This window comes from Edaphobacter aggregans DSM 19364 (assembly GCF_000745965.1).
Lineage (GTDB): Bacteria > Acidobacteriota > Terriglobia > Terriglobales > Acidobacteriaceae > Edaphobacter > Edaphobacter aggregans.
In genome coordinates, this window is record NZ_JQKI01000015.1 from 68,281 (window position 1) to 83,165 (window position 14,885).

Annotated in this window: 15 protein-coding genes; 8 read left to right on the forward strand and 7 right to left on the reverse strand. The window is 60.1% G+C overall.

The features are described 5' to 3' along the window. Positions 1-25 precede the first annotated feature (25 nt). The 4 genes from Q363_RS07545 to Q363_RS07560 are packed head-to-tail and all read right to left on the reverse strand — an operon-like array spanning position 26 to position 3,382. The gene (locus Q363_RS07545) at positions 26-388 is read right to left on the reverse strand and encodes a DUF3175 domain-containing protein (protein WP_245632083.1); all 363 of its coding nucleotides are present in this window, start codon (positions 386-388) and stop codon (positions 26-28) included. Further along, positions 336-917, reverse strand: a complete 582-nt coding sequence (gene tadA, locus Q363_RS07550; protein WP_084080129.1) for a tRNA adenosine(34) deaminase TadA — start codon at positions 915-917, stop codon at positions 336-338. The genes Q363_RS07545 and tadA overlap by 53 nt, the downstream gene beginning before the upstream one ends. Positions 918-936: 19 nt before the next feature. Next, positions 937-2,289 carry an amidohydrolase family protein gene (locus tag Q363_RS07555; protein ID WP_035349163.1) on the reverse strand — a complete coding sequence of 451 codons (1,353 nt, stop codon included), beginning with the start codon at positions 2,287-2,289 and terminating at the stop codon, positions 937-939. 28 nt (positions 2,290-2,317) lie between these two features. Next, positions 2,318-3,382, reverse strand: a complete 1,065-nt coding sequence (locus Q363_RS07560) for an agmatine deiminase family protein (protein WP_035349096.1) — start codon at positions 3,380-3,382, stop codon at positions 2,318-2,320. Positions 3,383-3,900: 518 nt separating this feature from the next. Between Q363_RS07560 and Q363_RS07565 the strand changes: the two genes are divergently transcribed. The 3 genes from Q363_RS07565 to Q363_RS07575 are packed head-to-tail and all read left to right on the forward strand — an operon-like array spanning position 3,901 to position 5,979. Further along, the gene (locus tag Q363_RS07565) at positions 3,901-5,220 is read left to right on the forward strand and encodes a sugar MFS transporter (RefSeq protein WP_035349099.1); all 1,320 of its coding nucleotides are present in this window, start codon (positions 3,901-3,903) and stop codon (positions 5,218-5,220) included. Between the two features lie 44 nt (positions 5,221-5,264). Continuing rightward, positions 5,265-5,522: a hypothetical protein gene (locus Q363_RS07570; protein ID WP_245632084.1), complete on the forward strand. Its 258-nt coding sequence runs from the start codon at positions 5,265-5,267 to the stop codon at positions 5,520-5,522. A gap of 46 nt (positions 5,523-5,568) precedes the next feature. Further along, positions 5,569-5,979, forward strand: coding sequence for a lysozyme inhibitor LprI family protein (locus Q363_RS07575; RefSeq protein WP_084080130.1), 411 nt, complete (start codon positions 5,569-5,571; stop codon positions 5,977-5,979). A 3-nt stretch (positions 5,980-5,982) separates the two neighbouring features. On the opposite strand, the gene Q363_RS07580 is transcribed toward Q363_RS07575, so the two are convergent. Next, positions 5,983-6,963, reverse strand: coding sequence for a carbon-nitrogen hydrolase (locus Q363_RS07580; protein ID WP_051978518.1), 981 nt, complete (start codon positions 6,961-6,963; stop codon positions 5,983-5,985). A gap of 275 nt (positions 6,964-7,238) precedes the next feature. On the opposite strand from Q363_RS07580, the gene Q363_RS07585 reads away from it, so the two are divergent. The 5 genes from Q363_RS07585 (at position 7,239) to mdh (ending at position 13,033) form a co-directional block, all read left to right on the forward strand. Continuing rightward, positions 7,239-8,606, forward strand: coding sequence for a glutamine synthetase family protein (locus Q363_RS07585; RefSeq protein ID WP_425387636.1), 1,368 nt, complete (start codon positions 7,239-7,241; stop codon positions 8,604-8,606). Positions 8,607-8,956: 350 nt separating this feature from the next. Next, entirely contained in the window at positions 8,957-9,598 is a 642-nt protein-coding gene (locus Q363_RS07590; protein WP_157466615.1) for a hypothetical protein, read from the forward strand. 71 nt (positions 9,599-9,669) lie between these two features. Continuing rightward, positions 9,670-10,446, forward strand: a complete 777-nt coding sequence (locus Q363_RS07595) for an SIMPL domain-containing protein (RefSeq protein WP_245632085.1) — start codon at positions 9,670-9,672, stop codon at positions 10,444-10,446. Between the two features lie 175 nt (positions 10,447-10,621). After that, on the forward strand, positions 10,622-12,022 hold the full coding sequence (locus tag Q363_RS07600; protein ID WP_051978519.1) for an NADP-dependent isocitrate dehydrogenase: 1,401 nt from the start codon (positions 10,622-10,624) through the stop codon (positions 12,020-12,022). An 81-nt stretch (positions 12,023-12,103) separates the two neighbouring features. Further along, on the forward strand, positions 12,104-13,033 hold the full coding sequence (gene mdh, locus Q363_RS07605; RefSeq protein WP_035349103.1) for a malate dehydrogenase: 930 nt from the start codon (positions 12,104-12,106) through the stop codon (positions 13,031-13,033). A gap of 450 nt (positions 13,034-13,483) precedes the next feature. Here mdh and Q363_RS07610 read toward each other — a convergent pair whose 3' ends face one another. Then, a complete protein-coding gene (locus tag Q363_RS07610; protein WP_035349104.1) occupies positions 13,484-14,005 on the reverse strand; it encodes a peptidylprolyl isomerase in 522 nt (173 codons plus the stop codon). Positions 14,006-14,074: 69 nt separating this feature from the next. Continuing rightward, positions 14,075-14,818 carry a peptidylprolyl isomerase gene (locus tag Q363_RS07615; RefSeq protein WP_035349105.1) on the reverse strand — a complete coding sequence of 248 codons (744 nt, stop codon included), beginning with the start codon at positions 14,816-14,818 and terminating at the stop codon, positions 14,075-14,077. Between the last annotated feature and the right edge of the window lie 67 nt (positions 14,819-14,885).

Sequence of the window (14,885 nt, forward strand, 5' to 3'; positions counted from 1 at the left end):
GCGATGTTGCTCCAACCGTGAGATGTTATGCGGCTTTCCTTGTACTTTTCTTTGTCGCTTTGCTGGATGATTTTTTGGTGACAGATTTCCTCTCGGTGGACGTCTGCTTCTTTTTCTCCGTGATGATCTCCGAGAGAATCGCCTTTGCACTCTCAAGCGCCGCGTGACGCGAGGCGGAGAGGTTCTTACCCGCGCGATTAATGTAGAAGTTCAACATCCTCATGCCGGAGGCAGGTCCTTTTGGCGAGACTTTCTTTGAGGCAAGTGATTTGGCGATCATGGTCGGACTCTGGTTGAAGAGGCCCTTCTCCGGATGTGTGGAATCAGTAGTGACCTTAGCGGACCACTTCTTCGTCGTCGTCATCGCCGCTGCCCCCGAGGATGGCATCCTCTGCATCCATAGGATGCGGATCGAGAGGCTTCTTCCCCCGACGCGCGAGGAAAAAATTGCTGAGCATGCTGCTGCACTCTTCGGCAAGGACGCCGGTTGTGACTTCGGCGCGGTGATTGAGCTTCGGGTGATTCATGACGCTTAGCACGCTGCCACAGGCCCCGGCCTTTGGGTCGTCAGCAGCGTAGACGAGGCGGGCGATGCGCGCGTGGAGAATGGCGCTGGCGCACATCGCGCAGGGCTCGAGCGTGACGTAGAGAGTGCAGCCCTCTCCTTCATGCGTGAGCAGGCGGTAGTTCCGGAGCGTGCGGCCGGCTTCGCGCATGGCGACGATCTCGCAGTGCGCGGTTGGGTCGCTGTCGCGCAGCACGCGGTTCTGGCCGCGGCCCAGGATGCTCTCACCGTCGGGGCCTACGACGATGGCGCCGACGGGGACCTCGCCTGCGGCCTCGGCGGCGCACGCTTCGGCGATGGCGAGGCGCATCATCTGCTCATCGCGCTCGATCGATGGTTCGCTGCGTTGCATTGACTTCAGTTTAGTCAGGTTAGTTCTGCGGCGGTGTGTTTGGGACAAGGACTCCATGGTGATAGACCGCACCGATACGACGGGTGTTGCGGATGTCCATCAGGGGATCTGCGTTCAAGATGATCAGGTCGGCGGAGTAGTCGGGCTGCAGAAGGCCGACGTTGAGTTTGGGGTTGAGGGAGTGGATGAGGCGGCCGGTCTGCCCGGTAGCAATGGTTATCGCTTGCAAAGGTGTGAGGCCGGCGGCAACGAGATCTTCGAGCTCACGGTGCTCGCTGAAGCCAGGGATGCGCCCGGGCACCGCGCCGGAATCGGTCCCGAAGGCGACGCTGATGCCGGCGGCGTAGATCGCCTTGAGGTTCTTCATCGCGATGGTGTGATCCTTCTTTGCCTGCTCTGTTTGTGGGGCGGCCAGGGTCTTCGCTGCATAGTCGGGAGCGTGAAGCTTTGCAAGGAGCTGCAGTCCGGCCGCCTGTTGAAAGAAGGCGGACTGCATGATCTGCGGATCGGTCGCGTAGAGGTAAAACGCCTCGTCGAGCGCGAGCGTGGGGATGTACCAGGTGTTGTGCTGGAGCATCGACTGGATGAAGGCGGGACCTACGGGCTCGTCGCGGATGGAGTGGGCGAGAATGTCTACATTGAGGTTGACCAGGCTGCGGGCGTCGTTGACGGCGTAGACGTGCGCGGCGGCCCTCAGGTGATGCTTGTGGGCCTCTTCGATGATGGCGGCGTAGGTGGCAGCAGGCATCGGAGGAATCTTGCCGTGGCCGCTTTCGACCCAGAACTTGATGAGGTCGGCGCGGCGAGAGGCCATCTCATCGACATTCTTGCGGGCCTCGTCGGGGGTGGCGGGGCGGTAGACCTGGTCTGGCGCGTTGAGGCCGGGGGCTCCGTTAGGGACGCCGATGCCGCGGCCGGCGGTGAGGAGAGTGGCTCCTCCGAGCTTGCCCGTGCGCTGCTGGTCGCGGAGGTCGTAGACGAGGTCGCGGTTGAGGCCGAGAGAGACGATGGTGGTGACACCGTAACGCTCGAACTGGTTGAGCGCGGCAGTGACGTTCTCGGCGGTGTAGGCGTTGGGCGACGAGTCGGCGTTGTCGAGCAGGATGCCGAGATGCGAGTGCGCGCTGATGAGGCCGGGGATGATGGTCTTGCCGGTGCAGTCGATCACCGCGACCTTCTGCGGCGGCTTGGTGAAGGCGGGACCGATGCGCTTGACGTAGCCCTTTTCAATCAGGATGTCAATGTGCTGGCGGGCCGGGCCGCCGGTGCCGTCGACGAGCGTGGCGTTGTGCAGAATGGTGGACTGCTGCTGAGCCTGGGCGACGACGGCAGCGACACACACAAGGCTCAGGACGCGGACGATGAAGCGCATCGGACCTCCGAGTTTCATTCGGATGAGATTATGCAGGTTCCTGTTGCGTCATGCAGTGTAGCGCGCCGAGGCCCCAGATCAGGTCGACAGAGTGAATTCCGACGATTTTTCGGTCGGGGAAGCAGGCGGCGATGATGTTGAGCGCGTGTCGGTCGTTGGGATCGTTGAAGGTGGGGACGAGGACCGTTTCGTTGGCGACGTAGAAGTTTGCGTAGCTGGCCGGGAGTCGCTGACCGTCGAAGACGACCGGGGAGGGCATGGGAAGCTCGATGATCTTGAGCGGCTCGCCTTCGTGATTGCGGAAGGAGCGGAGGCGTTCGAGGTTCTCGGCCAGCGGCAGATGGTTCTCGTCGTGAGTGCTGGGTTCGACGCAGGTGACGAGGGTGTCGTAGGCGACGAAGCGGGTGATGTCGTCGATGTGTCCGTGGGTGTCGTCGCCGGCGGCGCCGCGGTGGAGCCAGATGGTCTGGTCGACGCCGAGGTAGTCATGGAAGGCCTGCTCGATCTGCTGCTTCGAGACGCCGGGGTTGCGCTGCTGGACCTCGGAGAGGAGGCACTCTTCGGTGGTGAGGAGGAGGCCTTCGCCGTTGACGTCGATGGAGCCGCCTTCGAGGACGAGGCGGCGGGGCTGGCCGTCGGGGCCGGGGACCTCGGGGCGGAACTCTTCCATACCGTTGAGGCGGGCGACGTGGTGGGGGATCTGGTCGTCGCGGTGCCAGTTGGGATATTTGGCCCAGGCGTTGAACTGCCAGTTGGTGATGGCGAGGTCGCCTTCAGGGTTTTTGATGAAGATAGGGCCGGAGTCGCGGAGCCAGACGCGGTCGGTGAGCCACTGGTGGAAGTGGAGGCGGGCGAGATTGGCGCCGGCACGGAGGAGCATGCGGCGGGCACGGTTCTCGGCGGCGTCGTTGTTGACGAGGATGTGGACGTCCTCGCAACAGGAGAGGTGGCGGACGATCTCGGCGTAGACCCAAGGGATGGGCTGGAATTTTCCGGGCCAGTCCTCGGCGTTGTGGGGCCAGGCGATCCAGGTGGCGGAGTGGGGGGCCCACTCGGCGGGCATGCGGTATTTCCGGTCGCGCGGCTTCGTCATGGTCCCCTCCCCACAAAAGTGTGCAAAGTCTTCGAAACAAAAAACTTAGCCTGGTACTTCGGTGTGTACTGGCCTCGTAGAGCTTTATTTCCTGCTATTTCAAGTATAGCGGGTGGAGGGTAATTAATCGGCACTTCGGATGTTATTCGTGGGTAAAGGTTTAGTGGGATTCTGGGCTTGACAGCATTTTAATGGAAAAGTGGTATTTGTGGTTGGGCGGGCGGTGTGAAATGCGGGGTTCTCATTCGACTTCGCTCGGGCCAGGCTCTCGACTTCGCGCTTCTCTCGGAGTGACGTTCAACAAAGAGAGAGCGGTTCGGGACAGCGGTTACGGGCATCAAAGAGCAGTCGGTAGAGAAGCAGGTTCCTCCACTCCGCTGCGCTTGGTCGGGATGATCAATCTATCCAGGAAAGGGTTTGAGTGCCAGGTTGCCGTTCTTACCCCCGGTCCATATAGGATGGGGAGCGGTTCCAGAATTTGAAACCGCGTCGAAACGTTTGTTGGAAGAGGGCCTCAGATGGCAATTGGCGTCAGCAGCACCACCACGAGTACCGGGCAGTATGGAGCACAGAAGACCGACATCCGGGCGATGAGCATCGCGACGATGCTGTTTTTCATGTGGGGATTTCTGACGTGCCTGAACGACATTTTGATTCCGCACCTGAAGGGCATCTTCGAGCTGAACTACGGGCAGGCGATGCTGGTGCAGTTCTGCTTCTTCTCGTCGTACTTCATCTTTGCGCTGCCGGCGGGCAAGCTGGTGGAGTGGCGCGGGTATAAGGGCACGATGGTGATCGGGCTGCTGGTGATGGCGGCGGGAGCGTTCCTGTTTCTGCCGGCGTCGACGATGGCGTCGTTCGGTGTGTTTCTTTCGGCGCTGGTGATTCTGGCGGCAGGAATTACGACGCTGCAGGTGGCGGCGAATCCTTATGTGGCGAACCTGGGGCCGCCGGAGACCGCGGCGGCGCGGCTGAATCTTTCGCAGGCGTTCAACTCGTTCGGGACGTTCGTGGCACCGTTCTTCGGGAGCGTGCTGATTCTGAGCTCGACACAACTTACGCCGGAGAAGCTGCAGTCATTTTCCGCGGCGGCGCTGCAGCAGTACAGGATGGAGCAGGCGTCTTCGGTACGGCTTCCGTATGTAGGGATCGGGCTGACGCTGGTGCTGCTGGCGATCTCGTTTGCGGTTCTTAAGATGCCGACGATGGACTTCACGCGCGACATACGGCCGGGCGAGCTGGATACGTCTGCGGCTGGGGACAGCATCTGGAAGCATCCGGTGCTGCTGGCCGGAGCGCTGGCGATCTTCGTGTATGTCGGGGCGGAGGTCTCGATCGGGAGCTTCCTGGTGAACTACTTCGGGCTGCCGGACATTGCGGCGCTGCCGGAGAAGGTGGCGGCGAGGTACGTGTCGCTGTACTGGGGCGGCGCGATGGTGGGAAGGTTTGTCGGGTCGTGGCTGCTGACGAAGTTCCGGACGAGCGTGGTGCTGGGGACGGCGGCGGTGGTGGCGTGCTTCCTGGTGGTGACTTCGATCCTGACGGATGGGCACACGGCGATGTGGGCGATCATTGCGGTGGGGTTGTTCAACTCCGTGATGTTCCCGAGCATCTTTACCGTCGGGCTGACGGGGCTGGGGCCGCTGACTTCAAAGGGGTCGAGCCTGATGGTGGCGGCGATTGTGGGCGGGGCGCTGATTCCGCTGGCCGAGGGGCATCTGGCGGATGCGATCGGCGTGCACCATGCGTTTGTGATTCCAGCGGTCTGCTACATCTACATTGCTCTGTTTGGGTATCTGGGCGGGCGGCATGCGGAGCGTGAGGTTGGGGTGGCGTAGTGGGCTACAGGCTGGCGCGAGTTTGAGCTGTGTCGGGAGGCGAGATGGAGAAGGACTCTAAGATTATCCACTTCGAATCTGCGAAGCTGGCTCGGACGAAGCTGGCGTTGGGAGCTGTCTCGGCGGGAAGCTTGGCTGTGGGAGCGTTTGCCATGGGGGCTGTGGCGATTGGAGCCTTGGCAGTGGGGGCGCTTGCGATTCGCAGACTCGTTATAGGCAGCGGTTATGTGAAGAAGCTGCGGATTGGAGAGCTGACTGTGGACCGTTTGGTGGTGAAGGAATCAGTCAGGCAGATGCATTAAAGCTCCCAAGTAGTATTGTTGGCCTACTTCATTTTTGGGCTTCTCGATGCAATTCAGACCAGCAATGTGTTTTGGTTTATTTATTTGTGCATTTTTGACTCTGGTCATTGCGCATTGCCAAGCGCAGCACATGAATGTTCCAGGGGTTCCCTGCGACAAGCCATCATCTGGTGCCGAGGAAACGGCTTGTTTTTTTCGAGCCTACAAAGAAGCTGATCAGGAGCTAAATCGTACTCTCGCTCTCATTCGAACGGTTGTCGACGGTGACGAGCTGACCAAACTGAGGGCAGCCCAGAATCTCTGGATAAAGTTCCGCGACGCTAACTGTGCTGCAGAGCGAGAGCTCTATTCGGGAGGCTCTGCCGCATCGATGGTCTATGCAGCCTGCATGGAGGCAGATACTCGACAACGCACCGCTGAGTTGAAGACGATGTATGGATGGAGGCTGGAGAAGTAAACGTCAATCCAAGAAACGCTTGGCGATGCCTTCGTAGGCGTCGATGCGGCGGTCGCGCAGGAAGGGCCAGTGCTGGCGGGTGATTTCGATGAGTTTGGGGTCCAGATCGGCGATTAGGGTTTCTTCTTTGTCGTGGCTGGCCTGGGCGAGGATGCGGCCGAAGGGGTCGGCGATGAAGCTTCCTCCCCAGAACTCGAGGCCGGATTGCGGGGTGTGGTCGCCGGGGCCGCGGAGTTCGACGGTGGCGGGGTTGCCGTCGGCGGCGGTGACCTTGAACTTGACGTCGCCATGCTCGTGGCCGGTGCGGTTGACGGCGCAGACGAAGACTCCGTTGGCGATGGCGTGGGCGCGCTGGGCGGTCTGCCAGGCGGAGTACTGGGCTTCGCCGAACTCGGTCTTCTCGGAGGGGTGCCAGCCGATGGCGGTGGGGAAGAAGAGGACTTCGGCGCCTTTGAGCGAGGTGAGGCGGGCGCCCTCGGGGTACCACTGGTCCCAGCAGACGAGGGTTCCGACGGGGCCCTGCGAGGTGCGGGTGGCTTTGAAGCCGAGGTCGCCAGGGGTGAAGTAGAACTTCTCGTAGTAGAGCGGGTCGTCGGGGATGTGCATCTTACGGTAGACGTCGGCGATGGAGCCGTCGCGCTCGATGGTGACGGCGGTGTTGTGGTAGAGGCCGGGGGCGCGGCGCTCGAAGAGGGAGGCGACGAGGACGACGCCAGTCTCCTGGCAGACGCGGGTAAGGACGTCGGTGGAGGGGCCCGGGATGGGCTCGGCGAGGCCGAAGAGGTCGTGGTCTTCGCGCTGGCAGAAGTACTGGGCGCGGAAGAGCTCGGGGAGGCAGACGAGGGTGGCTCCCTGGCGGGCGGCATCGTAGACGCGCTCGGCGGCCTTGTCGAGGTTGATCTGGGTGTCGGGGGAGCAGGACATCTGGATGAGGGCGACGCGCTTGATGCCGTTGGGGGCGCTGGTTCGGTTGTTCTTCGTCATGGCAATACTTCTATTTTATAGGCGTTGGCGGCGCGGGGCTTTAGCGCTCTGTGAAAGGGAGGAATGACTTTCGTTCTGTGGGAATTTTCTGTTAGTTTGAAGGCTAGGACTTTCTGCCCACGACGCCAGCGGGTCCTCCGTTATCCCACTACAACCAAGCTGTGCCCAGCCGACCATGCCAGTCGTGTATTTCACTATGCAGAAGGAGCAAGACGTTGAGCGAATTTCGAGAATTCCTGGAACTTCCATACGCAGAACTCGAGGACCTGAACCTGATGGCGAAGGAGCAGCGCCGGAATCGCGTTGCCGCAGATGTGATTCAGGAGGAGCGGCTGAAATATCTGACCGATGAGCGCCGCATCAAGGCGGTGACGGTCCTGTTCAGCGACCTCGAAGGCCGGCTGCACATGCTGGATTACGACAAGAAGTTCCTGGTGAAGAGCTACGACAACCTGACGTTCGACGGCTCGTCGATCCGCGGCTTTACGGCGCAGCGGGAGAGCGATCTGCGGCTCGGCATCGACTGGAGCGCGTTCTATTGGGCTCCGGCGGACATCTTTGGGCCTGGCAAGGTACTGGTCTTCGGCGAGGTGATCGACAAGAACGGCACGACGTACAGCGCGGACATTCGCGGCGTGCTGAAGGAGTTCTCGAGCGAACTGTACAAGGAACAGGGCTACACGCTGAACGCAGCGAACGAGATCGAGGGCTTCCTGTTCGAGGGCGTGGATGCGGAGCGCAAGTATCACGAGACGAGCGTGTTTGAGTACGTGAACAAGGGCGGCTACTACCACTCGCTGCCCGGGGACCCGCTGCGCGAGTTCATCGACACGACGGCGGAGGTGCAGCGTGCGATGGGCTTTGAGAACGAGAAGGACCATCCCGAGGTTGCGCCCTCGCAGTTCGAGATCAACTACAGCTATGGCGAGGTGGTTGCCGCGGCCGACCAGATTCAGCTGTACAAGCTGATCTGCCGCCAGGTGGCGACGCAGATGGGCATGACGGCGAGCTTCCTTCCGAAGCCGGTGGTGGGCGTGAATGGAAGCGGCATGCACACGAACGTGTCGATCACGAAGAACGGCAAGAACCTGTTCTGGGATCCGAAGGGCGAGGAGAAGATCTCGAAGCTGGCGTGGCAGTTTACGGACCGCATTCTGACGCACGGCAATGATCTTTGCCTGCTACTGAATGCGAGCGTGAACGCGTACCGCCGGCTTGATCCTCACTTCGAGGCTCCGAACCAGCTGAAGGCATCGGCTGTAGATCGCGGAGCGATGATCCGCATTCCGATCGGCAACGAGAAGTCGGCGCGTGTTGAGGTGCGGTCGGTAGGACCGGACGCAAATCCGTATATGGTGCTGTACTCGATCTTCAAGACCGGCCTGCATGGCGAGACGGCGAAGATCAAGAACCTGCGCCAGGCGGAGCGGTATCTGCCGGACAACATCTACACGGCGCTGGATGACTTCCGCAAGGCGGAGTGGACGACGAAGCTGCTGAGCGCCGATGTGAAGGCGCGTTACGCAGACCTGAAGCAGGCTTCGGCGGACCGCTGCCCGCGGCTGCTGGGAACGATCGTGAAGGCTCCGGAGGTTCAGTTCCACCACGATGTTTACAACCAGCTTCTGTGGAACATCTTCTAAACGCGATTGTGTGGGAAGGAAAGGCCGGCGAGAGATCGCCGGCCTTTTGATTTTGGGATGGAAGGCATGACTACGTGCTAATGTCTGGAAGGATGAGATTATGGGTCAGGTCGTTTGCATTCGTCGCTTTGTTGATGCCTGGTGGATTCGGAGTCGGAAGCGTGGAGCCTGTTCCGACCTCAGTGGATACGAGTTTGCTACAGGGGAATTGGCTCCTGACGGAATCAATGCCGACCACTGTCGTTGACGGACAGTCGACGTCATTTCGAATGGCAGTGAACCTGCCTGTAGCGGGCAATGCAATTGCGACAACTGGCTTTGTCAATGACGTTTGCAGCGACAGGAAGACTATGACCTCGTATGGGCTATCTGAGGCTACAGGCACCATTGCAAATGACGGTACCTTCACGATTCAGACGCCGGCCAATTCCAATGCTCAGTCAGTGGCGATTCACGGTAGGGTGCCCAAGGCGGCGGCGGGGGAATCGTGGACTGGCAGTTATTCGACGGCGGTGACGACACCCACAGGCAATGGTTGCAATGGACATAGCTCGGGAGTGTTTACGGCTAAGTCCTTCCCGTTGCTGAAGGGAGCGTACTCGGGATCGGTTCTGGGAGTCTCTATTGCGGATAAGCCACCTGCATCGCCCCCTTCGCGCATCGAGATAACAGTTCAACAAGGCGTCGATGGGAAAGGCCAAGCGGCTATGTGGCACATGCCTGCGATCTCGATTATTACGGGGACGATTCGGGTGACAGGATCAAGTTGCTCGAGCAGCGGGGTAACCGATCCGTCCTCTTTGAACGACATAGAGGGCAACGAGATTCGACTGAACTTTGTCATGGATGATGGTTCGAAAATAGAAATGATGGGCTCGCTCCCTGAGCTTGGCGAGGAACATATCATGGTTAATGCCGTGCATGTCTCGGGAAGTAAGTGCGGCAGTCCTTCGTATTCCTTCCTGGTGGACCAGCTCAAACGGCAGGGCTAGTGCACTTCGTTGCTCATTGACAGGGGCGAGCGGGTGCTGCATTCTGCACGTACTTTGTCTGGAGGCTTGCTTTGGACGGACGAGAGAACGGTCTTTTGATTCCGGCGGCAGTGCTTGGTGGATGCGTGCTGCTGGGATTGGTGTTTGGCGGGTGGACGCTTGGATCGCAGATCAAGGAGACGAAGCTGGCCGACCGTTATGTGACGGTGAAGGGGCTGGTGGAGCGGACGGTGAAGTCCGACAGCGCGATCTGGCCGGTGACGTTCAAGGAGACGGGGAATGACCTGCAGCAGGTGTATGCGAAGAGCGAGGAAGATCGCGCGGCGGTGCTGAGGTTCTTTACGGCGCAGGGGATTACGCAGCAGGAGATTTCGGTGGGGCAGATTCAGGTGACGGATAAGCAGGCCAATGAATATGGCGGCAACAATCAGGGCGGGCTTCGGTACATCGTGCAGCAGACGGTGACGGTGAACTCGAACGACGTGGACAAGATTGCCAAGGCAGGGCAGAAGACGGCGCAACTGCTGCAGGCGGGGATTATCATCGTCGGCGGATATGGGCAGGGGATCCGGTACGTGTTCAACGGGCTGAATGCGCTGAAGCCGGACATGATTACGGAGGCGACGAGGAATGCGCGGGCTGCGGCGGACCGGTTCGCGGCGGACTCGGGGAGCCAGGTGGGGTCGATCCGGTCGGCGAACCAGGGAGTGTTTTCGATCTCGGCGGCGGACGCGGGGAGCGGAGTAGGGCCGGGAGAAGAGGGCGGCGGCGGAGGACCGAGTCCGGATGCGAGCATGATGAAGAAGGTTCGCGTGGTCTCGACGGTGGATTACTACCTGGTGAAGTAGGTTTTCCCTTACTCGTTAGGCATTAGCAACCCGCAGGTCCTTCGACTTCGCGCTCCGCTCAGGATGACACTACTTCCCGGGCGTGCGATTATCGCGTTTATCGTGCGAATATTGCCAGAGCCTGTTTTCGGATGGTAGTTTGGATTTCGCAGAGTTTACGGAGGGCTGTTTACGTATGCAGGAGAGCTACAACGGGATTGCGGTGCCCAAGGACGGAGCGCCGATTCAGTATGTCAACGGCAAGTACACGATTCCTGACAACCCGGTTATCCCGTTCATCGAGGGCGATGGTACGGGCCGCGATATATGGAAGGCGTCGCAGCGCGTGTTCGATGCGGCGGTGGAGAAGGCCTACGGCGGCAAGCGCAAGGTGAAGTGGTTTGAGGTGCTGGCCGGAGAGAAGGCGTACCGGCAGACGCAGAACTGGCTTCCGGACGAGACGGTGAAGGCGACGGTGGACTTTCGCGTGTCGATCAAGGGGCCGCTGACGACGCCGGTGGGCGGCGGCATTCGTTCGCTGAACGTGGCGCTGCGGCAGTTGATGGATCTGTACCAGTGCGTGCGGCCAGTAAAGTATTACTCCGGTGTGCCGAGCCCGGTGAAGCATCCGGAGAAGCTGGACGTCGTGATCTTTCGTGAGAACACGGAGGACATCTATGCGGGCATTGAGTTCCGCGAGGGAACGCCTGAGGCGGCGAAGTTCATCTCGTTCGTCAACGACGAGATGCTGAAGGGCGGCAAGAAGAAGGTACGGACGGATTCGGGTGTGGGTGTGAAGCCGATCTCGATTACAGGCTCGAAGCGTCTGGTGCGGGCGGCGATCCAGTTTGCGCTGGACAACAACCGCAAGACGGTGACGCTGGTGCACAAGGGCAACATCCAGAAGTTCACCGAGGGCGCGTTCCGCGAGTGGGGATACGAGGTGGCGACGCAGGAGTTCCGCGAGCATACGGTGACGGAGCGCGAGAGCTGGATTCTTGGCAACCTGGAGGCGAACCCGAACCTGACAGTGGAGGAGAATGCTGCGCTAATTGAGCCGGGAATCGAGTTCGCTCCGAAGCCGTTTGTGGATGAGGTGATCGCGGAGGTAAAGGGCGTGATCGATGCGATCGGCAAGTCGCATGGCAACGGCGCGTGGAAGATGAAGATTCTGGTAAACGACCGTATTGCGGACTCGATCTTCCAGCAGATCATTATTCGTCCTTCGGACTACTCGGTGCTGGCGACGACGAATCTGAACGGCGACTACATCTCGGATGCTGCGGCGGCGCAGGTGGGCGGGCTGGGCATTGCTCCAGGCGCGAACATTGGCGATGGCTATGCGGTGTTTGAGGCGACGCACGGCACGGCTCCGAAATACGCGGACAAGGATGTGATCAATCCGGGTTCGGTGATGCTGTCGGGCGTGATGCTGTTTGACTTTATTGGATGGCCTGAGGCGGCGCGGCTGATCGAGTCGTCGATGGAGAAGACGATTCAACAGAAGTTCGTGACGTACGACTTTGAGCGGCAGATGGCAGGCGCGACGAAAGCGAAGACGAGCGAGTTTGCAACGCGCATGATTGAGAACATGTAGTGCTTGGCACGGGCGCCGGCGCGTCGGCTACTGATCATTTCGACGACGCGATAGTCTTTAGTAGTGACGATAGGAGAAAGAATGCGTAAGAAGGTAACGGTTGTTGGCGCGGGAAACGTTGGAGCCACGGCGGCTCATTGGATTGCTTCGAAGGAGCTGGCGGATGTTGTGCTGATCGACGTGATTGATGGCGTGCCGCAGGGCAAGGGTCTTGATCTGCTGGAGGCACTGCCGATCGAGAAGCGCGACGTTTCGGTGATTGGCACGAACGACTATGCGGATACAGCGAACTCGGACATCGTGGTGATCACGGCGGGCATTGCGCGCAAGCCGGGCATGAGCCGCGACGATCTGCTGAATACGAACTTCAACATCATGAGCGATGTTGCCGGCAAGGCTCTGGCGGCTTCGCCGAACGCTATCTTTATCATTGTGTCGAATCCGCTGGACGCGATGGCGCAGACGGCGTTCAAGAAGCTGGGGCTGCCGCGTGAGCGCGTGATCGGCATGGCGGGCGTGCTGGATTCGGCGCGCTTCCGTACGTTTATCGCGGAGGAGCTGAAGGTGTCGGTGGAGAACGTGACGGCGTTTGTGCTGGGCGGACACGGCGACACGATGGTTCCGCTGTCGCGCTACTCGACGGTTGCGGGCATTCCGATCACGGAGCTGATTCCGGCGGATCGTCTGAAGGAGCTGGAGACCCGCACGGCCAATGGCGGCGCGGAGATTGTGAAGTACCTGAAGACGGGCTCGGCTTACTATGCTCCCTCGGCTGCTGCGGTGGAGATGGTGGAGGCGATTCTGAAGGACAAGAAGAAGATTCTTCCTTGCGCGGCGTATCTTGAGGGCGAGTACGGCATCAAGGGGCTGTATGTTGGCGTGCCTTGCAAGCTTGGGGCGAAGGGGCTTGAGCAGATCATCGAGATCAAGCTGACTGCCGATGAGCAGGCTGCTCTGAACAAGAGTGCTGATGCGGTGAAGGAGCTTTGCACGGTGATTGGTGTGGCCTGAAGCAGTTATCAGTTGATGGTTGCAGGTTTGTGGTTGAAGAAGAAGGGCCCGCTCGTTGAGCGGGGCCCCTCGTGTAATTACATTACTTGCGAATTGCGACGTGAATCACCGAATATCCGATGCAAGCCATGGGCGCTATCAACAATATGAAGGTCAACAAAAATCGAACAACGATCTCTCGTCTCACGTTGCTGTTGGGAAAGCTATCTCTATGAATTTTCCAAGCTGGAAGCCACCAAACGCGGCTTAGCTTCATGTCAGGCTTAGTCTCCCTGCTCTCTCACGAGTTGGGAAATCGATCGCCAAATCAGTGCATAAAAGCACAAGGCAACTATGAAGAAAACATAGCCCGCAACTTTCAACTCGCCTCCAAATTCTGAGAGATGCCAAGCCAATCTAAAGCAAAGGCCCGTTCACTGAACGGGCCTTTGCATCTAAGTAACGGCCGTTTTACGCAACGCGCTCGATGGTGACGGACTCGAGGACGACGGGGGTCTTGGGGCGGTCCATGCCGTCGCGGGCGACTTTGCTGATCTTCTCGACGATGTCGTAGCCTTCGACGACCTCACCGAAGATGGTGTGCTTGCCGGTCAGCCAGGTGGTGGGGGTTACGGTGATGAAGAACTGCGAGCCGTTGGTGTTGGGGCCGGCGTTGGCCATGGCGAGCTTGCCCTTCTCCTGGAATCCATGCTTGGAGTCGCGGGTCTCGTCGGCGAAGCGGTAGCCGGGGCCGCCCATGCCCGTGCCTTCGGGGTCGCCGCCCTGGATCATGAAGTCGGGGATGACGCGGTGGAAGATGGTTCCGTCGTAGAGCTTGTCGCCTTTCTTGCTGCGGCTCTCCCACTTCTTTGTGCCCTCGGCGAGGCCGATGAAGTTTGCGACGGTCTCGGGCGCGTCCTTCTCGAAGAGCTCAGTGACGATGGTGCCTTCGGAGGTCGTGAAGATTGCGTAGGTTCCTGGCTTGCGTGCCATGTTTTTCTCCTTGTGGAATCGAACGGCTTGTTGAGTGGATCTCTCGTGATGTCTGAGAGAGAAGAAGGACTATTTTGTGGGCGCGGCAGCAGGTGCGGGAGCCGGTAATGGGGGCTCGGGCGGCATCGGCTGGCCCTCGCGAACGATGGTGATCTTGTTGATGACGACGGGCGTGACGGGCTTGTCGTCGGGATTGCGCTCGACGCGCGCGATGGAGGCGACGAGCAGGATAGTGTGGGTGTCGCACTGGCCGAAGATGGTGTGCTTGCCGTTGAGGTGAGGAACGGGCGCTTCGGTGATGAAGAACTGCGAGCCGTTGGTGCTGGGTCCGGAGTTGGCCATGGCGAGGCGGCCGGGCTCATCGAAGGTGAGGGATGGATCGATCTCGTCCTGGAAGAGATAGCCGGGGTCGCCGGTGCCGTTACCTGCCTTGTCGCCGCCCTGGATCATGAATCCGGGGATGACGCGATGGAAGATGGTTCCGTTGTAGAAGGGCTTGCCGTGAACCTTCTTTAGCGTCGTGGGATCGGTCCAGTCCTTGGTTCCTTCGGAAAGGCCGATGAAGTTGGCGACGGTGATGGGCGCCTGTGTGTCGTAGAGCTTGCAGGTCAGGCGGCCCATGGTGGTGTCGATGACTGCGGTGGGACCGGTGGGCGTGACGGGCGGCTTGGCCTGGCTGGTGGTGCTGGGAGCGTCAGGGAGCGGCTGAGAGGCAGCCGGCGGTGGTGTCTGGGTTGCGGGTGTTGTCTGTGGTGTCTGAGCCAGCGCTGGTGCGGCGAGCGCGGTGGCAAGTGCGATAAGACGAAGCGTCATGCGTGGTTTAGCTCCATGGAACAGGCTATCGTAGACGCTCTGGTTGGGCAATTCGTCTCGTCCTAGA